Origin of the sequence: Paraplanobispora siamensis (genome assembly GCF_016863175.1) — a bacterium.
Lineage (GTDB): Bacteria > Actinomycetota > Actinomycetes > Streptosporangiales > Streptosporangiaceae > Planobispora > Planobispora siamensis.
The window spans coordinates 119,521-143,503 of the sequence record NZ_BOOJ01000053.1 but is presented as its reverse complement, the minus strand read 5'-3'; the positions used below and the strand labels follow the sequence as shown (position 1 = coordinate 143,503).

Annotated in this window: 21 protein-coding genes; 12 read left to right on the top strand and 9 right to left on the bottom strand. The window is 72.0% G+C overall.

Annotated elements, in window-relative coordinates:
* Nucleotides 1–79 precede the first annotated feature (79 nt).
* Nucleotides 80–1,495 (bottom strand): Si-specific NAD(P)(+) transhydrogenase, encoded by a 1,416-nt coding sequence (sthA, locus tag Psi01_RS31030; protein ID WP_204067673.1) that lies wholly within the window; start codon nucleotides 1,493–1,495, stop codon nucleotides 80–82.
* A 120-nt stretch (nucleotides 1,496–1,615) separates the two neighbouring features.
* Here sthA and Psi01_RS31025 point away from each other — a divergent pair, with 120 nt between their 5' ends.
* Nucleotides 1,616–2,530 carry an SDR family oxidoreductase gene (locus Psi01_RS31025; RefSeq protein WP_204067672.1) on the top strand — a complete coding sequence of 305 codons (915 nt, stop codon included), beginning with the start codon at nucleotides 1,616–1,618 and terminating at the stop codon, nucleotides 2,528–2,530.
* A 48-nt stretch (nucleotides 2,531–2,578) separates the two neighbouring features.
* Here the strand turns inward: Psi01_RS31025 and Psi01_RS31020 are convergent, their stop codons facing one another.
* The gene (locus Psi01_RS31020) at nucleotides 2,579–3,526 is read right to left on the bottom strand and encodes a helix-turn-helix transcriptional regulator (protein ID WP_204067671.1); all 948 of its coding nucleotides are present in this window, start codon (nucleotides 3,524–3,526) and stop codon (nucleotides 2,579–2,581) included.
* 26 nt (nucleotides 3,527–3,552) lie between these two features.
* Nucleotides 3,553–5,160: a CocE/NonD family hydrolase gene (locus Psi01_RS31015; protein ID WP_204067670.1), complete on the bottom strand. Its 1,608-nt coding sequence runs from the start codon at nucleotides 5,158–5,160 to the stop codon at nucleotides 3,553–3,555.
* Between the two features lie 204 nt (nucleotides 5,161–5,364).
* Between Psi01_RS31015 and Psi01_RS31010 the strand changes: the two genes are divergently transcribed.
* From Psi01_RS31010 to thyX, 7 genes are all read left to right on the top strand, one after another.
* Nucleotides 5,365–6,129, top strand: a complete 765-nt coding sequence (locus tag Psi01_RS31010) for an SGNH/GDSL hydrolase family protein (protein ID WP_204067669.1) — start codon at nucleotides 5,365–5,367, stop codon at nucleotides 6,127–6,129.
* Between the two features lie 262 nt (nucleotides 6,130–6,391).
* Nucleotides 6,392–8,530: an anthranilate synthase component I gene (locus Psi01_RS31005; RefSeq protein ID WP_204067668.1), complete on the top strand. Its 2,139-nt coding sequence runs from the start codon at nucleotides 6,392–6,394 to the stop codon at nucleotides 8,528–8,530.
* A 163-nt stretch (nucleotides 8,531–8,693) separates the two neighbouring features.
* On the top strand, nucleotides 8,694–9,866 hold the full coding sequence (locus tag Psi01_RS31000; RefSeq protein ID WP_204067667.1) for an amidohydrolase family protein: 1,173 nt from the start codon (nucleotides 8,694–8,696) through the stop codon (nucleotides 9,864–9,866).
* A gap of 59 nt (nucleotides 9,867–9,925) precedes the next feature.
* On the top strand, nucleotides 9,926–10,816 hold the full coding sequence (locus Psi01_RS30995) for an ABC transporter ATP-binding protein (protein ID WP_204067666.1): 891 nt from the start codon (nucleotides 9,926–9,928) through the stop codon (nucleotides 10,814–10,816).
* 3 nt (nucleotides 10,817–10,819) lie between these two features.
* Complete coding sequence (locus Psi01_RS30990) at nucleotides 10,820–11,602, top strand: ABC transporter permease (protein ID WP_204067665.1); 783 nt, start codon at nucleotides 10,820–10,822, stop codon at nucleotides 11,600–11,602.
* A 186-nt stretch (nucleotides 11,603–11,788) separates the two neighbouring features.
* Nucleotides 11,789–12,397, top strand: coding sequence for a dihydrofolate reductase family protein (locus tag Psi01_RS30985; RefSeq protein WP_204067664.1), 609 nt, complete (start codon nucleotides 11,789–11,791; stop codon nucleotides 12,395–12,397).
* 76 nt (nucleotides 12,398–12,473) lie between these two features.
* Nucleotides 12,474–14,075 carry an FAD-dependent thymidylate synthase gene (thyX, locus tag Psi01_RS30980; protein WP_204067663.1) on the top strand — a complete coding sequence of 534 codons (1,602 nt, stop codon included), beginning with the start codon at nucleotides 12,474–12,476 and terminating at the stop codon, nucleotides 14,073–14,075.
* 60 nt (nucleotides 14,076–14,135) lie between these two features.
* Here the strand turns inward: thyX and Psi01_RS30975 are convergent, their stop codons facing one another.
* Together Psi01_RS30975 and Psi01_RS30970 are read right to left on the bottom strand one after the other, a co-directional pair.
* Entirely contained in the window at nucleotides 14,136–15,215 is a 1,080-nt protein-coding gene (locus tag Psi01_RS30975) for a WD40/YVTN/BNR-like repeat-containing protein (RefSeq protein WP_204067662.1), read from the bottom strand.
* 145 nt (nucleotides 15,216–15,360) lie between these two features.
* Nucleotides 15,361–16,476, bottom strand: a complete 1,116-nt coding sequence (locus Psi01_RS30970; RefSeq protein ID WP_204067661.1) for a globin domain-containing protein — start codon at nucleotides 16,474–16,476, stop codon at nucleotides 15,361–15,363.
* A gap of 489 nt (nucleotides 16,477–16,965) precedes the next feature.
* On the opposite strand from Psi01_RS30970, the gene Psi01_RS30965 reads away from it, so the two are divergent.
* From Psi01_RS30965 to Psi01_RS30955, 3 genes are read left to right on the top strand one after another with little or no spacing between them, the layout of a single operon-like run.
* A complete protein-coding gene (locus Psi01_RS30965; protein ID WP_204067660.1) occupies nucleotides 16,966–17,655 on the top strand; it encodes a gamma-glutamyl-gamma-aminobutyrate hydrolase family protein in 690 nt (229 codons plus the stop codon).
* 34 nt (nucleotides 17,656–17,689) lie between these two features.
* Nucleotides 17,690–18,619 (top strand): alpha/beta hydrolase, encoded by a 930-nt coding sequence (locus Psi01_RS30960; protein WP_204067659.1) that lies wholly within the window; start codon nucleotides 17,690–17,692, stop codon nucleotides 18,617–18,619.
* Complete coding sequence (locus Psi01_RS30955) at nucleotides 18,616–19,398, top strand: enoyl-CoA hydratase/isomerase family protein (RefSeq protein WP_204067658.1); 783 nt, start codon at nucleotides 18,616–18,618, stop codon at nucleotides 19,396–19,398. The genes Psi01_RS30960 and Psi01_RS30955 overlap by 4 nt, the downstream gene beginning before the upstream one ends.
* Before the next feature lie 66 nt (nucleotides 19,399–19,464).
* Here Psi01_RS30955 and Psi01_RS30950 read toward each other — a convergent pair whose 3' ends face one another.
* A complete protein-coding gene (locus Psi01_RS30950) occupies nucleotides 19,465–19,929 on the bottom strand; it encodes an Lrp/AsnC family transcriptional regulator (protein ID WP_239128145.1) in 465 nt (154 codons plus the stop codon).
* 313 nt (nucleotides 19,930–20,242) lie between these two features.
* Between Psi01_RS30950 and Psi01_RS30945 the strand changes: the two genes are divergently transcribed.
* Nucleotides 20,243–21,544 (top strand): APC family permease, encoded by a 1,302-nt coding sequence (locus Psi01_RS30945; protein WP_204067656.1) that lies wholly within the window; start codon nucleotides 20,243–20,245, stop codon nucleotides 21,542–21,544.
* Here the strand turns inward: Psi01_RS30945 and Psi01_RS30940 are convergent.
* The 3 genes from Psi01_RS30940 to Psi01_RS30930 form a co-directional block, all read right to left on the bottom strand.
* Nucleotides 21,541–21,957: an SRPBCC family protein gene (locus Psi01_RS30940; protein WP_204067655.1), complete on the bottom strand. Its 417-nt coding sequence runs from the start codon at nucleotides 21,955–21,957 to the stop codon at nucleotides 21,541–21,543. The two genes, Psi01_RS30945 and Psi01_RS30940, sit on opposite strands and share 4 nt — an antisense overlap.
* A gap of 88 nt (nucleotides 21,958–22,045) precedes the next feature.
* Nucleotides 22,046–23,242, bottom strand: coding sequence for an acyl-CoA dehydrogenase family protein (locus Psi01_RS30935; RefSeq protein WP_239128144.1), 1,197 nt, complete (start codon nucleotides 23,240–23,242; stop codon nucleotides 22,046–22,048).
* A gap of 92 nt (nucleotides 23,243–23,334) precedes the next feature.
* Complete coding sequence (locus Psi01_RS30930; RefSeq protein ID WP_204067654.1) at nucleotides 23,335–23,925, bottom strand: class I SAM-dependent methyltransferase; 591 nt, start codon at nucleotides 23,923–23,925, stop codon at nucleotides 23,335–23,337.
* Between the last annotated feature and the right edge of the window lie 58 nt (nucleotides 23,926–23,983).

Here is a 23,983-nt window from a genome sequence, read left to right as displayed (position 1 = left end):
CGAAGTAATCAACTACTTATCACACGGGGCCCGCCGGGACACCTGCCACGACGGGACCGGGGTACGGCGGGCCGCGCCGTCACAGCTCGGAGGTCAGGCGGGCGATCACCCGCATCTTGTTCATCGCGTCCAGGGCGGCGACCTTGTACGACTCGGCCAGCGTCGGGTAGTTGAACACGGCGTTGACCAGATAGTCGACCGTCCCGCCGCACCCCATCAGCGTCTGCCCGATGTGGACGAGCTCGGTGGCGCCGGTGCCGAACACGTGCACGCCGAGCAACCGCCGGTCGTCGGAGGAGACCAGCAGCTTGAGCATGCCGTACGAGTCGCCGATGATCTGCCCCCTGGCCAGCTCCCGGTAGCGGGAGACGCCCACCTCGAACGGGATCTTCTCGCGGGTCAGCTCGTCCTCGGACTTCCCGACGAAGCTGATCTCGGGGATGGTGTAGATCCCGATGGGCGACAGCTCCTGCATCTCCGCGACCGGCTCGCCGCACGCGTGCTGGGCGGCCAGCCGGCCCTGCTCCATCGAGGTGGCCGCCAGCGCGGGGAAGCCGATCACGTCGCCGACCGCGTAGATGTGCGGGACGACCGTGGCGTAGTTCTCGTCCACCGTGATCCGGCCCCGGTCGTCGGCGGCGAGCCCGGCGGCCTCCAGGCGGAGATCGGCGGTGGTGCCCTGGCGCCCGGCCGAGTACATGACGCAGTCGGCGGGGATCTTCTTGCCGCTCTCCAGGACCGTCAGGGCGCCGCGGGGCCGGCGCTCCACTGCGGCGACGGTCTCGCCGAACCTGAAGGTCACGGCCAGGTCCCGCAGGTGGTACTTCAGCGCCTCCACGATCTCCAGGTCGCAGAACTCCAGCATCCGCTCGCGGCGCTCCACCACGGTGACCTTGGTGCCGAGCGCGGCGAACATCGAGGCGTACTCGATGCCGATGACGCCCGCCCCGACGACGACGAGGGTCTCGGGCACCCGGTCGAGGTGCAGGATCGCGTCGGAGTCGATGACCGTCCTGTCGTCGAACTCCACGCTCGCCGGGCGGGCCGGGGAGGTGCCGGTGGCGATCACGATCTTCTCGGCCGTGACCTTGCGGTCGTGCTCGCCGGGGACGTCCCCGACGATCCCTATGGTGTGCGGGTCCGTGAAGCGCCCGGTCCCGTGCAGGACCGTCACGTGGTTGCGGGCGAGCTGGTTGCGGATCACCTGGATCTCGCGGCCGATCACGTGCTGGGTGCGCATGCCGAGATCCGCGACCGTGATCTCCTGCTTCACCCGGTAGCTGGCGCCGTACAGGTCCCGCTGGTTGAGACCGGTCAGGTACAGGACCGCCTCGCGCAGCGTCTTGGAGGGGATCGTCCCGGTGTTGATGCACACGCCGCCGATCATGTGCCTCTTCTCGACCACCGCGACCCGCCTGCCGAGCTTGGCCGCGGCGATCGCCGCCTTCTGCCCGCCCGGACCGGTCCCGAGCACGAGGAGATCGAAGTCATACATCGGCGAAGACCTTCCGGCCGGGGACCTCATTGTCCGGCCTGCCGCCGGTCCGGCCAATAGCGTGAAGAGTCCCGGAAAACATGACATCGGGTGTCCTGTTTTCCCGGCAGGCTCGCAGTCATGGAAACGACGCTGAAGGGAAAGGTCGCCCTCGTCGCCGGGGCGACGCGGGGGACGGGACGCGCCATCGCGACGGAGCTGGGGGCCGCCGGGGCCACGGTCTACTGCACCGGCCGCACCACGCGGCGGGACAGGTCGGAGATGGGCCGGCCGGAGACGATCGAGGAGACCGCCGAACGGGTGACGGCGGCCGGCGGCGAGGGCGTCGCCGTACCGGTGGACCACCTGGACCCCGAGCAGGTCAGGGCGCTGGTGGAGCGGATCGACCGCGAGCACGGCCGGCTCGACATCCTGGTCAACGACATCTGGGGCGGCGACCACCTCACCGCCTGGAACACCCCGGTCTGGGAGCACTCCCTGGACGACGGCCTGCGCATCCTGCGCCTGGCCATCGACACCCACCTCATCACCAGCCACTATGCGCTGCCCCTGATGATCAGGAATCCGGGCGGTCTGCACGTCGAGGTCACCGACGGCACCTGGGAGTACAACCAGGCCAACTACCGGCTGTGCGCCTTCTACGACCTGGCCAAGGTCTCGGTGAACCGGCTGGGCTTCTCCATGGCCCACGAGCTGCGCCCGCACGGCTGCACCGCCGTCTGCCTGACGCCGGGCTGGCTGCGCTCGGAGGCGATGCTGGAGGGCTTCGGCGTCACCGAGGAGAACTGGCGCGACGCCCTGGACAAGCAGCCGCACTTCGTGATCTCCGAGTCGCCCGCCTACACCGGGCGCGCGGTCGTCGCCCTGGCCACCGACCCGCAGCGGGAGCGCTGGTCGGGGCAGTCGCTGTCCAGCGGGCAGCTGGCCGGGGAGTACGGCTTCACCGACGTCGACGGCAGCCGGCCGGACGCCTGGCGCTATCTCGTCGAGGTCCAGGACCCGGACAGGCCCGCCGACGCCACCGGCTACCGGTGACACCCGCCCCGCCCGGTCGCACAGGACGGCTCAGTCGTCCAGCGCGGCTCAGTCGTACAGCGCGGCCATGCGGGCGGCGGCGTCGGCCATGAGCGTGCGCAGCTCCGGTGGGTCCAGGACCTCCGCGTCCGGGCCGAAGCGCATCAGCTGGCCGTAGGCGACCTTGTGGGACTCGACGGGCAGGCGGGCGGTGACCCAGCCCTGCCCGTCGGGCTCCCCGACGGAGGCGAGCGCGTCGCCGACGGCCGCCGGATCGGCGACGAAGCGCAGCATGCGCAGCCCGTACGGGCTGAGCCGGACGGTGACGTGCGTGCGCAGCAGGGACCGGGCGAACTCGGCGGCCCGCTCGGACCAGAAGGCGGCCAGGTCGAAGCCGGGATCCCGGTCGAAGCGCCGGTCGAGGTGGGGGACGACGGCGGAGAAACGGTCCACCCGGTAGATCGCGGTGCGGGTGGCGAGATACCAGACCCCGCCCTTGAGCACCAGCCCGTACGGCTCCAGCGTGCGCTCGGCCCCGCGGTAGAGGGCGGTGACGGGATGGTCGTCCCACACGGCGCGGGCCAGCGGGGCCAGCGCCTCGGGCGGCGGGCTCTCGCTGGCGAACCAGCCCGGGGCGTCGAGGTGGAAGCGCTGCGCCGCCGTCGCCGGGGCGTCGCGCAGGCCGGGGGAGAGCGCCGCGGCGGCCTTCAGCCGGGCGGTGGCCGCGACCTCGCCCAGCCCCATCTCGCGCAGCGCCCCGGGCACCCCGGACAGGAACAGCGCCTGCGCCTCGGCCCGGTCCAGCCCGGTCAGGCGGGTGCGGTAGCCCTCCAGCAGCCGGTAGCCGCCCCCGCGCCCGCGGTCGGCGTAGACCGGGACGCCCGCCTCCGACAGGGCGGCCAGGTCCCGGTGCACGGTCCGCTCCGACACCTCCAGCTCCCGGGCCAGCTCGGCGGCGGTCATGCCGCCGCGCGACTGCAGCAGCAGGAGAACCGACATCAACCTGGCCGCGCGCATCCGCCGACCCTAACGCCCCGCGCCGCTCAGTGCGGGATCAGGGGCAGGACGACCGCCGAGGGATGATCCGGGTCGTGGAAGACCTCGTGGCCGGTGGCGATCATGGCGCTGCCGGTGCCCAGCGGGTCGCCGGTGCCGAGGTTGCGCGCGATCCGCGGATAGGCGCCGCCAGCCACGTGCACCCGGACGCGGTGGCCGCGGCGGAAGCGGTGGCCCATCGGCCACAGGTCCACCTCCACCCGGCGCACGCCGTCGGCGCCGGCCACGGGCGCCCCCGGCGTGAGCCGCCGCACCCCCTCGCACACGTTGTAGGAGGTGCCGTCGGGGTGCACGTCGCACACCCGCACGACCACGTCGGCGTGCGGGGAGGTGGAGCGCAGGTAGATCTCCGCGCGGACCGGGCCGATCATGTCGGTGTCCCGGCGCAGCTCGGGGCCGGTGTAGACGAGCACGTCGCGCCGGGCCTCCAGGCGCCGGTTGTCACGCGGCTCGGAGTTGCCCAGCAGCACCGGGCCGCCCAGCGCCGGGGTGGGATGGGCCGGGTCGTAGCGGTAGCGGTCCGGCTCCGACTCCACCGGGTTGTCCGGAGCGAGCCCGAAGCCCGGCCGCAGGTGCCAGCGCTGCTCCCGCATGCCGGGCACCGGCCAGTCCGGATAGTCGCGCCACTGTCCGGCGCCGGTGACGTAGAGGCGGACCGGCTGCTCCCGCACCCCCGAGGGGTCGTCCATCAGGTGCGCCCGGAACCACGTCAGCGCGTCGGCCGCGGCGGCCCGCACCTGCCGCATGTCCGCGTGGTACCACGGCCCGATCGTCAGGTGCGGCCGCCGCCCCGCGGCCCGCATCGCCGCGTAGTCCTTGATCTGCCACGGCAGGAAGACGTCGTACCAGCCGCCGACCATGGTGACCTCGGCGCCCACCTCGCCCACCGAGCCGGAGAAGTCGCGCCTGCCCCAGTAGGCGGCCGGTTCGGCGTGGTGGGTCAGCAGGTCCTGGAAGAACGGCATGCCCCGGCCGGCGGACAACACGTCCAGCTCCGCCAGCGGGCGCCCCGACAGCGCGGCCCGCCGCGTCTTGCGCGGGGCCAGCAGCACGCCGGCGCCGCCCAGCGGGCTGTCCATCGAGGCGGTCAGCGTGGTCCAGATCAGTGACGACTCCAGCGCGAACGCCCCGCCGACGTAGGCCGCGTCGCGGAACTGCGAGGCGGTCACCGAGGTGGCCATGGCCTTCAGCTCCGGCCCGGCGAACGGGGCGATCGCCCACTGCGTGTAGCCGAGGTAGGAGGGGCCCTGCATGGCCAGGCTCCCGCCGTACCAGGGCTGCTTGCGCAGCCAGGACAGGGTGGCCAGGCCGTCGTCGTGCTCGTCGCCGAGAGGGTCGAGCAGCCCGCCCGAGCCGAACCCGCCGCGGCAGCTCTGCATGATTACCTGGAAGCCCTGGCGGGCGAAGGCCCGGCCGTACATGAGCCCGAACACCCCGCGCCTGCCGTACGGCGAGCGGACCAGGATGGTGGGCGGGCGCGCCACCCCCGCCGGGGCGTAGCGGTCGGCCATGAGGGCGACCCCGTCCGGCATCGGGACGGGCAGGTCACGCTGGACCGTCACCCGGTGGGCGGTCCGCGGCCACGCGATCGCCATATGTCCTCCCGGCGCCGATGTCTACCGGCTGGTAACAGACATTGTCCACTTACTGGTAACAGAAGGAAGGCCGGTCTGACCAGTGCTTCCGGGTATGAGACATCTCATGATTCGGCCGTGGCGGATCGCCTTGTCCCGGCGCGGCCCGACCGGTCGCGCCTTACGGTCGCGTAGGGGGAAGTCCGCGCGGCAAACTATCGCGACATGTCATCAATAACCTCGTATGTCGCTCTTGGGGACAGCTTCACCGAGGGCTTGGACGACCACGCCGACGGCGGCAGCGGCTACCGGGGCTGGGCCGACCGGCTGGCCGAGCACCTGGCTGCGGGGGAGCCGGGACTGCGTTACGCCAACCTCGCCGTCAGGGGCCGCCTCATCCGGCAGATCCTGGACGAGCAGGTGCCGCGGGCCGAGGCCCTGACGCCCGACCTGGTCTCGCTGTGCGCCGGGGGCAACGACATCCTGCGCCCGGGCGCCGACCCCGACGCGGTCGCCGCGCTGCTGGACGCCGCCACCGCCCGGCTGCGCGCCACCGGGGCCCGGGTCGTGCTCTTCACCGGATTCGACATCCGCCAGGTGCCGGTGATGCGGCTGGTCCACCACAAGGTCGCCGTGTACAACCTGCACATCCACGACATCGCGGCCCGGCACGACTGCACGCTCGTGGACCTGTGGGCGATGGGCGTGCTGCGCGACCGCCGTTCCTGGAGCCAGGACCGCCTCCACCTGTCGGCCGAGGGCCACCGCCGGATCGCCCTGCGCGCCGCCGAGGTGCTCGGCCTGCCCGTCGAGGAGGACTGGCGCGAGCCGTACCCGCCGCTGACCCCGGCGGTGTGGGCCGACGCCCGGCGGGAGGACCTGCGCTGGGCCCGGCAGTTCCTCGGCCCCTGGATCAACCGCCGCCTGCACGGCCGCTCCTCCGGCGACGGGCTGGACGCCAAACGGCCCGATCTCACGCCGCTGGGCTGAGCAGGGCTGAGCAGGGCTGAGCAGGGCGGTGCCGTACGGCGGGCGGCTCACCGGCCTCCACCGGTGGGCCGCGCACGTTGCATGATCACGCTCTGCGCCGGTAGTCTGGCGCACATGCGAAACGCCGATACCCTTCAGTGGTGGCGCCGCTTGTAGGCGGCGCAGGTTTTCGCATACGCGAGCAGACGGACGGCCGCCCGGGTAGGCGGCCTTTTCTGCGTCCGCCCCGGGCATCAGCGAATCGACAAGGGGCGAGACTGCAGTGGAGACGAGCGGATATACCACCGCCGGTGGCATCGGGGTCGAGGTCTCGACGGCCGACGTGCCGGAGACCGTGCTCGATGAGGTCGTCGGCACGCTCGGTGAGCGGCGCGGCGGCGTGCTCTCCTCCGGGATGGAGTATCCCGGCCGCTACAGCCGATGGCACCTGGCCTACGTCGACCCCTGCCTGGAGATCGTGGCCCGCGGCCGCAGGATCGCCGTCCGCGCCCTGAACGACCGGGGCCGGGTCGTGCTGCCGGCGATCACCCCCTGCCTGCTGGCGGCGGGCGAGCCCACCGCGGAGCCGGCCGCCGACCACGTCGAGGTGTACGTCGCCGAGTCCGACGAGATCCTCCCCGAGGAGATGCGCAGCCGCCGGCCCACCGTCTTCACCGCCATCCGCGAGATCATCGCCGCCTTCAGGGGCGAGGACGAGCACCTGGGCCTGTACGGCTCCTTCGGCTACGACCTGGCCTTCCAATTCGAGCCGATCCGCCAGGTGCTGACCCGGCCGCAGGACCAGCGCGACCTGGTGCTGCACCTGCCCGACCGGATCATGGTGATCGACCGCAAGCGGGAGACCAGCAAGGAGTTCCGCTACGAGTTCACCGTGAACGGCGTCTCCACCCACGGCCTGCCCCGCGAGGGCGAGGTCGTCCCGCTCACCCCGGCCCCGGCCGAGATCCCGGCCGACCCGGTCAAGGGCACCTACGCCAAGGTCGTGGCCGCCGCCAAGGAGAAGTTCGTGCGCGGCGACCTGTTCGAGGTCGTGCCCGGACAGGTCTTCCACGCGGCCTGCCCCGACCCGGCCGGGTTCTACCGGGAGCTGCGCCGGGCCAACCCCGCGCCGTACGAGTTCCTGTTCAACCTCGGCGAGGGCGAGCACCTGGTCGGCGCCTCCCCGGAGATGTACGTCCGGGTCGGCGGCGACCGGGTGGAGACCTGCCCGATCTCCGGGACCATCGCCCGCGGCGGCAACCCCGTCGAGGACGCCGACGCGATCCGCACCCTCCTGTCCAGCGTCAAGGAGGAGTCGGAGCTGACCATGTGCACCGACGTGGACCGCAACGACAAGTCCCGCATCTGCGTGCCCGGCAGCGTCCAGGTCATCGGCCGCCGCCAGATCGAGATGTACTCCCGCCTGATCCACACCGTGGACCACATCGAGGGACGCCTGCGGCCGGAGTTCGACGCCCTGGACGCCTTCCTCACCCACATGTGGGCCGTCACCGTCACCGGCGCGCCCAAGGCCTGGGCGATGCAGTTCATCGAGGACCACGAGGCCACCACCCGCCGCTGGTACGGCGGCGCGGTCGGCTACATCGGCTTCGACGGCTCGATGAACACCGGCCTGACCCTGCGCACCGCCCAGATCAAGGGCGGCGTCGCCACGGTGCGGGCCGGGGCCACGCTGCTGTTCGACTCCGACCCCGACGCCGAGGAGCGCGAGACCGAGCTCAAGGCCAGCGCCCTGCTCGGCGCGCTCGCCGCCGTCGGCGCGCCGACGGCCGAGGCCGCCGCGCCGGTCGCGGCCGAGCGCCCGGGCGAGGGCATGAAGGTCCTGCTCGTCGACCACGAGGACTCCTTCGTCAACACCCTGGCCGACTACTTCCGCCAGCAGGGCGCCGAGGTCGTCACCCTCCGGCACGGCTTCCCCGTCGAGATGATCGACGAGATCGCCCCGTCCCTCGTGGTGCTGTCGCCCGGCCCCGGCTGGCCGTCGGACTTCGGCCTGCCCGCGCTGGTCGGTGAGCTGTACGCCCGCGACCTGCCGGTCTTCGGCGTCTGCCTCGGGCTGCAGGGCATGGTCGAGCAGGCGGGCGGCACGCTGGAGCTGCTGTCCTACCCCGAGCACGGCAAGCGCGGGCAGGTCAAGCGGATGGGCGACAGCGCGCTGCTGGAGGGCCTGCCCGAGGAGTTCACCGCCGCCCGCTACCACTCGCTGCACGCCAAGCAGCCGGGCGTGACCGGCTTCGCCGCCACCGCCCTGACGCCCGACGGCGCGGTGATGGCGATCGAGGACGTACGGAACCGCCGCTTCGCCGTGCAGTTCCACCCCGAGTCGATCCTCACCGCCGAGGGCGGCGCCGGAGCGAAGATCATCGCCAATGTCCTGAGGCTCTCCCGGTCGGCGGGCTGAGGGGGACGAGACGGGCAGGGCGGGCGCAGCCGCCGGGAAGGCCGGGTCCGGCGGGCCGAAACGGCGGCGCGAACACGCTCCGTAGTCGTAGAGTGCTCCCCACGTGACACTGCGGGCGGACCGGCGGACCGGTCCGCCCGCGGCCGTGTGAGAGGAGCCCGTGATGCGGCCGCAAGACGTCCTGCCCGCCGAGCCGGCCGGTGCTCTGCCCGACACGGTCCGGGAGGCGCTGCTGGCGCCCATGGTGGACCACAACTGCCGGCCCGTGCGCCGCGACGACCTGACCCGGGCCCGGTTCGAGATGCTGATCGCCGGCACGGACACCCCCGCCCCGCCCGGCACCACCCACTTCGACACGCCGGCGGGCGTCGCGGTCCGCCGCTGGTGCGCCCCCGCACTCGGCCTGGAGCCGCACGTGTCCCCGGCGATCTACCTGACCCGCCGCTCCGAGCTGGGGCCCGCGGAGGTCAACCGGCGGCTGCTGTGCGAGGCCGGGATCGTGGCCTTCCTCGTCGACGCCGGCGGCAACGGCCCGGAACCGCTGTCGGCGGCCGAGATGGGCCGGCTCGGCGGGGCGGCGGCCGACGAGATCGTCCGGATCGAGCGGGTCGAGCAGGACGCCGCCGAGACCGCCGTCTCCGGGGTCTCCTACATCTCCTCCCTGGAGACCGAGCTCGCCGGCCGGGCGGCGCGGGCCGTCGGCCTCAAGTCGGTCATCGCCCGCCGTCACGGCCTGGACTTCGACCCGGCGCGCCCGAGCCGCGGCGCGGTGATCGCGGCCGCCAACCGGAGGCTGGCCGACCCCAAGGAGCCCCTCACCGACCCCGTACTGCTGCGCCACCTGCTCTGGACGGCCGTGGACGTGGCCAGGGAGCGCAACCTGCCGCTGCAGATGCACACCGGCTACGGCGACTCCGGGCTCGATCCGCACCGCGCCGACCCCGCGCTGATGGCCGGCTTCGTCCGGGCCCTGCAGCCGATCGGCGTGCCGCTCGTCCTGCTGCACTGCTATCCGTTCCACCGCGCCGCCGCCCACCTGGCCGCCGTCTTCCCGCACGTCTACGTCGACGTCGGCCCCGCGCCGACCGCCACCGCGGCGGGCTCGGCCGCCGTCATGGGCGAGCTGCTGGAGCTCGTCCCCTTCCACAAGCAGCTGTTCGGCTCCGGCACCCGCGGCCTGGCCGAGACCTGCCACCTCGGCGCGCTGCGCTATCGGCGCGGCCTGGCCCGGGCGCTGGCCGAACGGCTGGCGTCGGGGGAGTGGAGCGCGGCCGACGCGGCCAGGGCGGCGCACATGGCGGGCTCGGGAAACGCCCGCCGCGTCTACCGCATGTGATCGCATCTCCTCCCGCAGGAGGAGGTGTGATCCACGACACAGCGGAATAATCCCGGTTGATGACTGCCATCGAGATCCGGAACCTCGCGAAGAGCTTCGGCCCGGTCAAGGCCGTCGACGACGTCTCCTTCTCCGTCGACGCCGGCACGATCACCGGCTATCTCGGGCCGAACGGCGCGGGCAAGACCACCACCCTGCGCTGCCTGCTCGGTCTGGTCACCGCCGACCGGGGCACCGCCCTGGTCGACGGCCGGCCGTACCCCGCCCTGGAGCACCCCCTGACCGAGGTCGGCGCGGTGCTGGAGGCCACCAGCTTCCACCCCGGCCGCACCGCCCGCGATCACCTGCGGGTGATCTGCACCGCCGCGGGGCTGCCCGCCGCCCGCGCCGACGAGGCGCTGGCGCAGGTCGGCCTGGCCGAGGCCGCGCGCAAGCGCGTCGGCGAGTTCTCCCTGGGCATGCGCCAGCGCCTGGCGCTGGGCACCGCCACGCTCGGCCGTCCCCGCGTGCTCATCCTCGACGAGCCGGCCAACGGCCTCGACCCCGCCGGGATCGAGTGGCTGCGCGGCTTCCTGCGCAACCTCGCGCACGACCAGGGCGTGGCCGTGCTGGTCTCCAGCCACGTCCTGGCCGAGGTCCAGCAGACCGTGGACAACGTCGTGATCATCGCCCGCGGCAGGCTCGTCCACCAGGGCTCCCTGGCGGAGCTGACCGGCAACGGCGAGCGCCCGGTCCGGGTGCACGCCGCCGAGGCCGACCGGCTGGTGCCGGCGCTGGAGGCCGAGGGCGCCAGGGTCGAGCGGGCCGGTGACGGAGTGCTGCGCTTCTACGGCGTCGACGCCGAGACCGTCGGCCGGGCGGTGCTGGAGGAGCGGGTGCTGGTCACCGAACTGGTGCGGGAGCGCTCCGACCTGCAGGAGATCTTCATGCAACTGACCAGGGAGACGTGAGCCGTGGTGGCACTGGTCCGTTCCGAACTGCAGAAGCTGTTCACCACCCGGCTGTGGTGGATCATGCTCCTCGTCACGCTCCTGTTCACCGGGATCGGTCTGGGCGTCACGATCGGCTTCGCGGGACAGGCTCCCCCGGGTGCCCCGCCGACGCCCGGCAGGGAGACCCTGGAGTTCCAGCAGGCGGTGTGGGCCTCCGGAACCGGGTCGGCGATCTTCGTGATGGTTCTCGGCATCGTCATGATGACCGGTGAATACCGCTACCAGACGATCACCACCACCTTCCTGACCACCCCCCGGCGGGGCCGGGTCGTGACGGCCAAACTGGCCGCCGGGCTGCTGGCCGGCGTGCTGTTCGGCGTCGCCTCCCTGCTGCTCATCGCCGTGGCGGTGATCCCGACCGTGCTGATCGCCGGGGGCGAGGTCACCCTGCTCGGCGGCGGCATCCCCCGGATCATGCTCGGCGTGCTGGCCACCTCGGCGCTGTACGCGCTGTTCGGCATCGGCCTCGGCGCGCTGGTCCGCAACCAGATCGCGGCCGTCGTCGGCGCGATCGTCTGGGTCTTCGTCATCGAGACGCTGCTGACGGCCATCCCCGCGCTCCAGGGAGTCGGCAAGTTCACCCCGTCCGGGGCCGCGCAGAGCCTGATCGCCGTCCAGGTGGACACCGGGTTCGGCGAGGCCGACCTGCTGCCCGCCTGGGCGGGTGCGACGGTGCTGGTGGCCTACGCCCTGGTCTTCGCCGTCGTGGCCTCCCTCACCACGGTCCGCCGCGACATCACCTGAGGCGCCGCGTACGGCCGCCGCGATCCCGGTGATCCCCGAGATCGCGGCGGCCGTACGGCCCGCGCCGGAGATCCGGGAAAAATCTTCGCCCGCGGACGTAGAGAACGCCCCGGCGTCTCCGACCCCCTGTGAAAGCGCCCGCCGGGCGCGTCACCCCACGGGGTCCCGAAGACGAAGGAGCCTGCCGTGCGCAAGGTCATCTACTGGGTGCACACCTCCATCGACGGCCACATCGAGGGGCCGGACGGCGAGTTCGACTGGCCCTCCATGGGGCCGGAGCTGTCGGCGTACTCGATCGCCCTGAGCCGGGAGGCCGGCGCCTTCCTGTACGGGCGCAAGGTGTGGGAGATGATGTCGGGCTTCTGGCCGCACGTGGAGTCGATCTCGGACGACCCGCACGACCTGGCGTTCGCGCCGATCTGGCGGGAGACCCCGAAGATCGTCTTCTCCCGCACCCTGGAGAGGGCCGACGGGGACACCCGGGTGATCGGCGAGGACATCGCCGGGGAGCTCACCGCACTCAAGCGGCGGCCCGGCAAGGACCTGCTGCTGAACGGAGGCTCCTGCCTGGCGGCCGCCCTCGCCGAACTCGACCTCATCGACGACTACCGCATCGTCGTCCACCCGGTCGTCCTGGGCGGCGGCAAGCCGCTGTTCCCGGGCCTGAAGGACCGCCTCGGCTTCGAGCTCGTCGAAACCCGGACCTTCGACTCCCGCACCGTGATGTTGCGCTACGGGCGCACCGGCCGGGGCAGTGAGGCGAGGGGCCAGGAACCGGTCGGCGATCGGCGCTAGGCTTGCCTGCGGCCCTGATCCCGACACCGGAAGGTTTCCCGCCGTGGATGAAAGTCAGCCGCGTTTCCTCGACGACGTGACCGTGGAGCTGGTCAAGCACAGCGCCTCGGACACCGACGTGCTGTGGGCGGCCCGGGTGTCCACCGCGGGGGAGCAGTCCCTGGACGAAATCGGCAAGGACCCCGAGCGGTCCAAGGGCCTGATCAACTATCTGATGCGTGACCGGCACGGCAGCCCGTTCGAGCACAACTCGATGACCTTCTTCGTCAGCGCCCCGATCTTCGTCTTCCGCGAGTTCCACCGTCACCGGGTGGGCTGGTGTTTGGCAGGTGACTCGGAGATCACTCTCGTGAGCGAGAGAGGCCACATCCGTAGGCGGACGATCGCCGAGCTGTACAGTCTCTGGCACCGCGGGGTGGAGGACACCCTTCCCCGATCCGGTGGAGGTGTGACGTGGCATGTCAAGGCGGGGAAGTGGAACGCGCAAGTGAGGCGCGCGGGTCAGCTGCACTACTCGGGACCGCACGAGACGAGGGAGTCGGCCGAACGGGCGGTGGCGGCGTTCAGGGCGGAGAACCCCTCTGAGAGGCTGAGAAAGCTCGACTCGGTCCGCCGCAACCATGTGCGTTGCTATGACGAGACGACATTGCTGGCCTCGCGTGCGAAGATCGTGGACGTCATGGAGTCCGGTGTCAAACGGTTGATCCGTCTGACTACGTCCGGCGGTAGAACTCTGAGGTGTTCCGCCGACCACGCGGTGCTCACTCCGGACGGCTGGCGCAAGGCCGGTGAGCTGAGGGCGGGCGATGCACTCATGGTCGCCGGAACCGCCCCACGCCCGTCTGAGGCTCTGGTTCCCCCATCGCTGCGGCGTGGCGTCGGCGTCTGGACTTCCATGCGACGAGGGCCGCTCATCAAGGAGAATGACACCTGTTACCTCTGCGGCGATAGTTTCCCGCGGGAAGACCTCACGCTCGATCACGTGGTCCCGGTGGCCGCTGATCTGCTGAAGGCACTCGACGAGCGCAACCCCGCGCCCGCGTGCAGGTCGTGCCACCGAAAGAAGACGGACTCCGAGCAGGCCTTGGCGAAGCGTGGAGGAAAGGTATCGGTTGCGAAGCCCGATTCGATCGTCTCGATCGAAGAGGACGGCGAAGAGATGACCTACGATCTTTCGGTTGAAGGCCCATGGCACAACTTCCTCGCCAACGGGATCGTGGTCCACAACTCGTACAACGAGGAAAGTGGGAGATACCGCGAGCTTCAGCCCAACTTCTACGTTCCGGGCACGGAGCGCAAGCTCGTGCAGGAGGGCCGGCCGGGCAAGTACGTCTTCGTCCAGGGCACCGAGGAGCAGCACAAGCTCGTCTCGGAGGCGATGGAGGCCTCCTACCGGCAGTCGTACGCCGCCTACCAGGAGATGCTGGGGGCCGGGGTGGCCCGCGAGGTGGCCAGGGCCGTGCTGCCGGTCGGGCTGTTCTCCTCGATGTACGCCACCTGCAACGCCCGCTCGCTGATGCACTTCCTGTCGTTGCGCACCAAGAACGAGCAGGCGAAGGTGCCCTCGTTCCCGCAGCGCGAGATCGAGATGGTGGCCGAGAAGATGGAGGCTGCCTGGGCGGAGCTGATGCCGCTCACCCACGCCGCCTTCGTCGCCAACGGCCGCGTGGCGCCTTAGAAGGCGGCGTGGTTCCCTCCGGTTCCCGGGGCCGGGGAAACCCCGGGAACCGGAGAGGGGTCACAGCAGCGCCGCGCGCACGGTCAGCACGTCCGGCAGGTGCCGGGCGACGGTGAACCAGCTCTCGCCGTCGTCGCGCGAGCCGTACACCTCGCCGTCGCGGGTGCCGAAGAAGACGCCCGCGGGCGAGGCGCACATCGCGTCGCGCAGCACGCTGGCGTGGACCGCGTCCTTCGGCAGGCCGTCGCTCAGGGCCTGCCACGATCCGCCGGCGTCGTCGCTGCGGTAGACCCGGCAGCGGTGGTCGACGGGGGTGCGGTCCATGTCGGCCTGGAGCGGGAAGACGTAGATCGTGTCGGGCCGGTCGGGGTGGACGGCGATGGGGAAGCCGAAGTCGGAGGGGAGCGAGTCGCCGATCGAGGTCCATGACCCGCCGAAGTCGTCGCTGCGGTAGACGCCGAAGTGGTGCTGGAGGAACAGGCGCTCGGGGCGGGCGGGGTGGCCGGCCACCTTGTGCACGCACTGGCCGAACTCGGGGTACTGCGAGCCCTCGGGCATGAACGGCGCGCGGATGCCCTGGTTGGCCGCCTCCCAGGAGGCGCCGCCGTCGGTGCTGCGGTAGAAGCCGCCGGTGGAGACGGCGACTCCCACGGTCTTGGGGTCGGTGGGGTGGGGCAGCACGGTGTGCATGCAGAGCCCGCCGCCGCCGGGCTGCCACTCGGCGCGGTGCGGATGGTTCCACAACCCGTCGACCAGGGAGTATGTGGCGCCGCGGTCCTCGGAGCGGAACAGCGCGCCCGGCTCGGTCCCGGCCCAGACGACGTCGGGCTCGCTCGGGGAGGGCGTGAGCTGCCAGACGCGTGCCAGGGCGGCGCCGGTCTCCTCGGGGAAGGCGATCGGCGGCTTGTCTGCCTCCTGCCAGGTCGCGCCGAGGTCGTCCGACCACATCACCGATGGGCCGAAGTGGCCGTATTCGATCCCGGCCAGGAGCCTGGGGGCGGGGCCGCGGGTGTCGATCGCCACCGAGGGCACCCCGATGGTGGAGAAACGGACCGGCTCGACCTCGAACGGGCCGCCGCCGGTGGAGCGGGCCAGGAACAGACCTTTTCGAGTGCCGACTGCCAGGAGTGCGTCGCGCATGCTCGTCTCCCTTCGATTCGGCTTCATGATTCCACGGCGATTCCTTTCTCGCACGTGTTTCCGATCGGCGCGGCGTGTTCGAACGGATCTTCGCGTCAGGGAGGGGGCGGCCCGGATGGAGGGGGCTCCGGGGCCGGTCGGACGGTCAGAACTCGCCCAGCGCGATGTCTCTCCGGATGTTGGCCAGCGGCACGCCGCTCCACTGGAGCCTGCGCACCGCCTCGTTGACCATCTCCGGTGGCCCGCAGACGTAGACGTCGTGCTCGGCCCAGGAGTGGAAGCGCTCCATGACCTCGGGCAGCCGGCCTCGCATGCCGTCGTACCCGGCGTCGTCGGAGACCACCGGGAGCACCCGTAACCAGGGGAAGCTCGACTCCATCCGGATCAGGTCCGGCAGGTCGTAGAGCTCGTGGGTGTGACGGGCGCCGACCAGCAGATGGATGTTGGGCCGTCTGCCCGAGGAGATCACGTGCTCCACGATCGCCTTGAGCGGCGCCAGGCCGGTGCCCCCCGCCACGCACAACATGTCCCGCCCCGAGTCGGAGGGGGTCATCGTGCCGACCGGCGGGCCGAGCATCACGGTGTCGCCGATCCGGGTGTGCTCCACCAGCGCGGTGGAGACCCAGCCGCCGGGCACGGCCCGCACGTGCAGGCGGATCGTGTTGTCCTCGCGGGGCGCGTTCGCGATGGAGAAGGTGCGCCAGACGCGGGGCCAGCGCGCGGTCTGCACGTTGACGTACTGCCCGGGGACGAACGGCATGCGCTGGCTGGGGCGCAGGGTGATCACCGCGATGTCCCGCGTGCGGAGCTCGTGGTCGATCACCTCGGCCAGCCACCAGGCCGGGGAGATCCCGGCGTCGGCGTCGGCCGCCTCGATCATGGCGTTGGCCGCGGCGGTGTAGGCGGCCACCCACGCCGCCTCGATCTCGGCGGTCCAGATCTCGGCGGCGAAGCGCCTGATCGTGGCCAGCAGCGCGTTGCCGATGGCGGTGTAGTGCTCGGGGATCACCCCGTACTTGCGATGGTCGCGGCCGAGCTGGCCGAGATAGGAGGCCAGGCCGTCGGGACTGTCGAGGCTCCAGACGATTCTGGTGAGCGCGCCGAACAGGCGGTCGCGCTGAACGTCCATCGCCGGCGGGAACATCCCCCGCAGATGCGGGTTCTCGGCGAACAGGCGGCCGTAGAAGTACGCCGCCGCCCTGTCCGCCACGGGTTCGACGACGGCGAAGCTCTCCTTGACGAGATGCGGATTCAAAGACATGTAACAGAACCCACCCTAATTGACCGGATCAGCGTCCGGTCTTGCAGATCCACCTCCCTGACGGTCCGGGTAATGAGCGCCCCGGCGGCCCCGGCGCACCTGAGCACTCGAATTTTAGTCTTCCATCACCATCCGGACGTCACAACCGATTCCCTCCAATATGGTGCGCGATTGAACTCTCTGTAATTGCCGCGTTATTTCTTGTAACAGCATGTTAGGGGTAGGGGGTGATAAGCGAATTTAATTCATATTTTCCCGAATTCCGGTATTTACCCATTGTGGAAGCCGTTGTCGCTCCCGCGAACCGGGCTCGGGGTCCGCAACTTCTCCGCGGCGCCGAGGCGGGCCGCTTCCCGACGAGATGACACTGATACCTGGGATACGTGACATGGGGGAAATGGTGTACGCCATGATGGGACTGCTGCTGGAGATGGGATGGGTACCGCCGAAGCGGGCGGTACGACTGTGCGCACGGCCCCTGGAGATCGCATGTCCCGACCCTTGATCGGTATCACCGCCTACCTCGAAGCCGCCCGCTGGGGCACCTGGGTCCGGGAAGCGGTGCTGTCCCCGCCGGCCTACGCCCGCGCGGTGGAGAAGGCCGGGGGCGTCCCGGTCCTGCTGCCCCCGCTCGGCATCGCCGGGATCGACGACTGCGTGCGCGGACTGTCCGGCCTGATCCTGGCCGGCGGCGCCGAGCTCGACCCCACCCTGTACGGCGCCGCCCGCGACGACCGCTCCGAGGAGCCCCAGCCCCACCGCGACCGGTTCGAGCTGGCCCTGGCCCGCGCCGCCGTGGCCGCCGACCTGCCGCTGCTGGCGGTCGCCCGCGGCATGCACGTGCTCAACGTCGCCCAGGGCGGGAGCCTCATCCCGGACCTGCCCGCGGTGGTCGACCATGATCGACACGAGGAGAGCGGGCGGGCGCACGCCATCCAGATCAGCGTGTCCAGCAAACTGGGCAAGGCGATCGGCGACCACGCCGAGGTGACGGCGCCCCACCGGCAGGCCGTCAAGCGGCTGGGCACCGGCCTGCTCGCGGTGGCCTGGGCCGACGACCAGATCGTGGAGGGCGTCGAGCTGCAGGGCCACCGCTTCGGCGTCGGCGTCCAGTGGCACCCCGAGCGCGAGTCGGACAACCGCCTGATCGAGGCGCTGGTGGAGGCCTGCGCCCACTGAGGCCGGGCCGGGACGCGGGGGGTATGGTGCGATCATGGCGCTGCACCCCCAGGCCGAGGCCTATCTGAAGCTGTTCCCCACCGATCTGGGCACGCCCCTCACCGAGCTCACCCCCGACAAGATCGCCGAGATGCGCACCCTGGACGGGTTCGCTGAGCAGCGGGGACCGATCGTGCCGCTGCCGGTCGTGCGTGACGAGCTCGTGCGCGGCGGGACCCCGGTCGGCGTGCCGGTCAGGGTCTACCGGCCCGTCGAGGACGACCGGCCGCTGCCGGCGATCGTCTACTTCCACGGCGGCGGGTGGGTGTTCGGCAGCGTGGCCCGCAACGACGCGCTCGCCCGGGACCTGGCGGTGCGCAACGGCGCGGTGGTGATCTCGGTGGACTACCGGCTCGCCCCCGAGCACCCCTTCCCGGCCGCGGCCGACGACGGCTGGGCCGCGGTCAGGGACGTCTTCGTCCGGCCGGAGGCCTACGGGGCCGACCCGGAGCGGATCGCGCTGGTCGGCGACAGCGCGGGAGGCAACATCGCCGCCGTGGCCGCCTGGCTGGCCAGGGACGCCGGGTTGCGGCCGGTGCACCAGGTGCTGGTCTACCCGGTGCTCGACGTCGCCATGGACACCCCCAGCTACCGGTCCTACGCCACCGGCTTCGGCCTCGGCGCCGACGAGATGGCCTGGTTCGCCCGGCAGTACGGCGGGGACCCGGCCGACCCCAGGCTGGCCCCGCTCCGCCTGGCCGACAAGTCGGGCCTGGCGCCGGCGACGGTGATCGTCGCCGAGTGCGACCCGCTGTGCGACGAGGGAGAGGCCTACGCCGCCCAGCTCGCGGCGGCCGGGGTGCCGGTGGAGGTACGGCGTTACGAGGGGGCCATCCACGGCTTCTACGGCCTGCCCGGTTTCTTCGACCAGGCGATCGAGGCGCGCGAGTACGCCGCCGCGCGACTGAAGGAGGCGTTCCGGTGAAGGACTACGAGAAGCTGAAGATCGACTGGGCGGCCGACGGGGTCCTCAGGATCGTGATCAGCGAGCCGCGTCGTCTCAACGCGGTGGACATGACCGGCCACCGCGAGCTGGCCGAGATCTGGCGCGACGTGGACCGCGACGACGACGTGCGCGCCGTCGTCGTCCGGGGGGAGGGCGAGGCCTTCTCCGCGGGCGGCGACCTGTCGATGATCGAGGAGATGATGCGCGACCACGGCACGCGCATGCGCGTGTTCACCGAGGCCCGCGACATCGTCTACAACGTGCTCAACTGCTCCAAGCCGGTCGTCTCGGCGATCCAGGGCCCCGCGGTCGGCGCCGGCCTGGCGGTCGCCCTGCTGGCCGACATCTCGGTGGCCGGGCGCAACGCGAAGATCATCGACGGGCACACCCGGCTCGGCGTCGCCGCGGGCGACCACGCCGCGATCGTCTGGCCGCTGCTGTGCGGCCTGGCCAAGGCCAAGTACCACCTGCTGCTGTGCGAGCCGGTCACCGGCGAGCAGGCCGAGGCGATGGGCCTGGTCAGCCTGTGCGTCGACGACGACCGGGTGCACGAGCGGGCCCTGGAGATCGCCGCCCGCCTGGCCGCCGGGTCGGCCGAGGCCATCCGGCTGACCAAGTACTCCCTGAACAACTGGCTCCGCCTGGCGGGGCCGTCCTTCGACGCCTCCCTGGCCATGGAGTTCCTCGGCTTCACCGGGCCGGACGTGTCCGAGGGCGTGCGGGCCGTACGGGACAAGCGCCCGCCGCGCTTCGCCTGACCACCCGATCACCTGACCGCCTGCCCGCCCTGAGGCCGGGCGCCCGTCGCGTACGGCGGGCGCCGGTCAGGCGGGGTCGGGCAGGCGGCTGATCACGCTGTTCTGCACCCGCTGGAAGATCACCGAGGTGCGGAACCCGGCGATCTCCCGGCGCTGGCTGAGCTGGTCGAGCAGGAAGCCGTGCAGGTGGTCCAGGTCCTGCACGGCGACGTGGAGCAGGAAGTCGTCGCCGCCGGCCAGCACGAAGACGCTCAGCACCTGCGGCAGGCGGCTGACGGAGTCCTTGAAGGACTCGATCACGGCCCGGCTCAGCGGGCGCACCTGGACCGAGACCATGGCCTGGACGCTCCGGTTGAGCGCCGCGTGGTCGATCTCGGCGTGATAGCCGCGGATCACCCCCCGCCGGGTGAGCGCCCGGACCCGTTCCAGGCAGGTCGAGGGGGCCACCCCGAGGGCCCGGGCGAGCTCCCGGTTCGACTGCCGCGCATCCGTCTGGAGAAGGCGGATGATTTCCGCATCAAGTTCGTCCACGCCGGAGATTCTGCCCTGATTCTGATCAAACGTTCGGCTGATCGCCATATCCGGTGCTCGTTTGACTACCTTCCCTGGCGGATCGCCGATCGAGGGAACGGGTGGTTGGACGATGAGGGAGACGGGATGGCCGAGCGGAACCGGCACGGGTTCGGGTGTGGGGTCCCGAGGCTCGGACGCGGGTCCGGGGCCGGGGGCGCGAGGGGTTGGGTCCCGGGGTGCGGGGTTCCGGGGCGCGGGGCCGGGGCCGGGAGCGCCAGGGGCGGGTTCCCGGGGCGCGGGGTCCGGGCTGGGGACGGCGCGGGGGACGGGGTTGTTCCTCGGGGCGGTGCTCGGGCCGGGGGTGCTGGCCCTGCCGCACCTGGCCGCGGCCGCCGCCGGCCCGGCCTCGGTCGTGGCATGGGCCGCCCTGCTGGCGCTCAGCGTCCCGGTCGCGCTGACCTTCGCCGCGCTGGGCGGCCGCTTCCCCGACGGCGGCGGGGTGGCGACCTTCGCGCGCCGGGCCTTCGGGTCCCGGACGGCGGCGGTGACCGGGTGGTGGTTCTACTTCACCGTCCCGGTCGGGGTGCCGGCCGCCGCCATGATCGCCGGCGAGTACGTCGCCTCGGGCCTGGGCCTGGGACCGGCCGGCACCGCGGCGGTGACCTGCGCCCTGCTGGTCGCGGCGTTCGCCGCCAACCACGCGGGACTGCGCTTCTCCGGCGGGCTGCAACTGCTCCTAGCCGGGCTGCTGGTCGCGCTCCTGGTCGCCGCCGTCGCGGCGGCCCTGCCCGCCGTACGGCCGCAGGAGTTCACGCCCTTCGCCCCGCACGGCTGGAGCGGGGTCGCCCACGCGGCCGGGGTGCTGTTCTTCGCCTTCGTCGGCTGGGAGGCGGCCAGCCACCTGTCGGCGGAGTTCGCCGACCCCCGCCGCCACCTGGTGCGGGCCACCGTGCTCACCCTGGCGATCGTCGGTGTGCTCTACCTGGGGCTGGCGGTGACCGCGATCGGCGTGCTGGGCGAGCGGGCGGCGACCTCGCCGGTGCCGCTCGCCCTGTTGCTGGAGCACGGCGCCGGCCAGGCCGCCCGCCCGGTCACCGCGGGGGTGGCCCTGCTGCTGAGCTTCGGCGCGATCAACACCTACGTCGCCGGAGGCGCCCGCCTGGGCGCCGCGCTGGCCCGCGACGGCGCCCTGCCCGCCTGGGTCGCCGGGCCGCCGGTCCCGGGCGGCCGGAACGGCGGTGCGGCGGGCGGCCCCGTGCCGGAACCGGGGGAGGGGGCGCCGCATCGGAGTCTGGCCGTGCTGGCCCTGATGTCCGGGGCGCTCACCGCCGCGGCGCTGGGATACGGGATCGGGCTCGACCCGCTCATGCGCACCACCTCGGCCTGCCTGGCGGCGGTCACCGTGGTGGGCGTGGCCGCCGCGACCCGCCTGCTGAGCGGGGCCGGGCGCCGCACGGCCGCGGTGGCCACGGTCCTCACCCTCGTGCTGCTGGCCTCCTGCGGGCCGTACCTGCTGGTCCCCGCCGCCCTGGCCGCGGCGGGCCTGGCGATCTCCAGGCTGGGGCGGGCTGCGGGAACCTCCCGGATCCGGACCTTCCGGGTGAGGTCCGCAAGGCCTCCCGGCACTCCCTAGAAGCGCTTGCGCAGGGAGGCCAGGCCGGGCTCGAAGACGCCACGGGTGAGGATCTTGCTCACCTTCGCCTCGTCCTCGGACTCGAAGGAGGCCGACCACTCGACGAAGGAGTGGCCGCTGTCGGTCACCGGGGCGACTCGGTAGGTGGCCCGGTAGTCGCGGACCGGAAGCGGGCTCTCGAGGATCTCGTAGCTCGCCGACCGGGAGGTGTCGTCGAGGGTGAGCAGCCGCTCCCGGAACAGGCCGCCGGCGGACTCGGCCCGGCGGATCGCGCCCGGCTCCGAGGCCCCGCCCCCCTCGATCTCGCAGCTGGTGACGCCGGGCAGCCACTCGGTCAGGTTGCCGAAGTCCCTGAGGTAGTCCCACACCTTGTCGGCCGGTGCGTTGATCACGGTGCTGGCGTAGACGGCCATGGACGCTCCTTTGCGTTCGTCTGCGCTACTTCGCGTGCGCTTCCGGACCACCTCATGGTCTGCCCGCCGGGCCCGCGGCGCAATCGGCTCAGAAGCTCCGGGGCAGCCCGAGCACCTGGGTGGCGAGATAGTTGAGCAGCAGTTCCTCGGTGACCGGGGCGACCTTGCCGATGCGGGCGTCGGCCAGCAGGCGGGCGACCGGGTACTCCAGCGAGTAGGCCATGCCGCCGTGGGTCTGGAAGGCGTGGTCGGCCGCCTCCCAGGCCGCCTGCGAGGCGGTCAGCTTGGCGATGTTGGCCTCGGTCCCGCACGGCATGCGCTGATCGAAGAGCCAGGCGGCCTTGTAGAGCATCAGCCTGGCCAGTTCGATCTTGGCCTTGACCTGGGCGAGAGGGAAGGCGATGGCCTGGTTGGCGCCGATCGGGCGGCCGAAGACCTCGCGCTCTTTGGCGTACTGCACGGCCACCCTCAGCGCCACCTCCGCGCCGCCGAGCGCGGAGGCGGCCAGCAGGATGCGCTCGGGGTTGAGGATGTCCCACAGCACCACGGCGCCCTGGTCGACCTCGCCGACCACGTTCGCGGCCGGTACGCGCAGGTCGTCGATGAAGACCATGTTGGACGGGGTGGTGTTGGCCCCCATCTTGGGGATCGGCTGGAAGGAGAGCTGCCCGGCGGCCACGGCCTCGGGCACGTTCACCAGCAGGACGGTCATGCCGTTGGTGCGGGGCTTGGCCTCGGCGGCCGGGACGGTGCGGGTGACCAGGAGCATCCAGGTGGCGCGCTGCACGCCGGTGATCCAGATCTTCTGGCCCTTGACGACGAACTCGTCGCCGTCGCGCCGGGCGAAGGTGGAGATGCCCAGGGCGTTGGAGCCTGCGTCCGGCTCGGTCAGGGCGAAGCAGGTCTCGACCTCCCCGGTGGCCAGCTTGGGGAGCAGCTGCTCGCGCTGCCACTGACTGCCGTGCCTGGCCAGGGTCAGCGCGCCGAACCCGGGGGTCAGGACGTAGGTGAAGGCCGAGCCCCCGGCGGATCCGGAGGCGGAGAGGGTCTCGGTGGCCACGGCCAGCTCGAGCAGCCCCTGCCCGCCCCCGCCGTACTCCTCGGGTACGGCCAGGCCCAGCCAGCCCCCCTTGGCCAGCTCCGCCCAGACCTCCTCCGGCCAGCGCTTCTCGCTCTCGCAGCGCTGCCAGTAGTCCAGGTCGTAGCGCGAGCAGATGTCGGCGATGCCGCGCTGGACGGCGAGGGCGCTGTCCGGAAGCGTGAAGTCCACCGTGATCAACTCCATTCTCGTTGCGTGCGCAATCGTAGAACGAAGTTCGGTTCAGGGGCGAGGGTTTCCCGTCCCCGATCGGAGACGGTCATGCGGAACCCGGACGGCTACACGCGGGGCCGGCGGGAGTGGTAGACGAAGGCCGGCGGGATGTTGCCCCACACGGTGCGGCCCAGGACGACCTCCTCGAAGACGCTCTCCAGCCGCCGGCGGAAGCGCCGCGCGGGCGGCAGCCGCTTGGCGAAGCTGTAGGCGAAGGTGGTGAAGGCCGTGTTCGGCCCCATGGCCGCGGCCACCGCGTCCAGCAGCTCGCCCTGCGTCCGGTCGGAGAAGGCGGCCCAGGGCAGGCCGCTGACGATCGCGTCGGCGTGCGGCAGGCCGCGCTCCTTGAGCAGGTCCGGCAGCGTGGCCGCGTCGGCGACCGTGACGTCCACCCGGGGGTGGCGGGCGGCCAGGAACTCCGCCAGCTTCGGATTGATCTCGACCGCGAGGTGGTGCCCACGCCCGCCCAGGCGCCGCTGGATCTCGGCGGTGAACGCGCCCGTGCCGGGTCCGAGCTCGACGATCACGGGCTCGCCCCGATGGGGGACCGGTGCCGTCACGGCCTCGGCGAGCCTGCGGGAGCTCGGCGCCACCGCTCCGGTGACCCCCGGGGAGCGCATCCACTGACCCAGGAAGAGCGTGGTGTCGTTGGTCATGGAGTGAAGATTAGGGTCTCTTTTGACATGGTTGACCAGCCATTCGGCCGATCCTCCG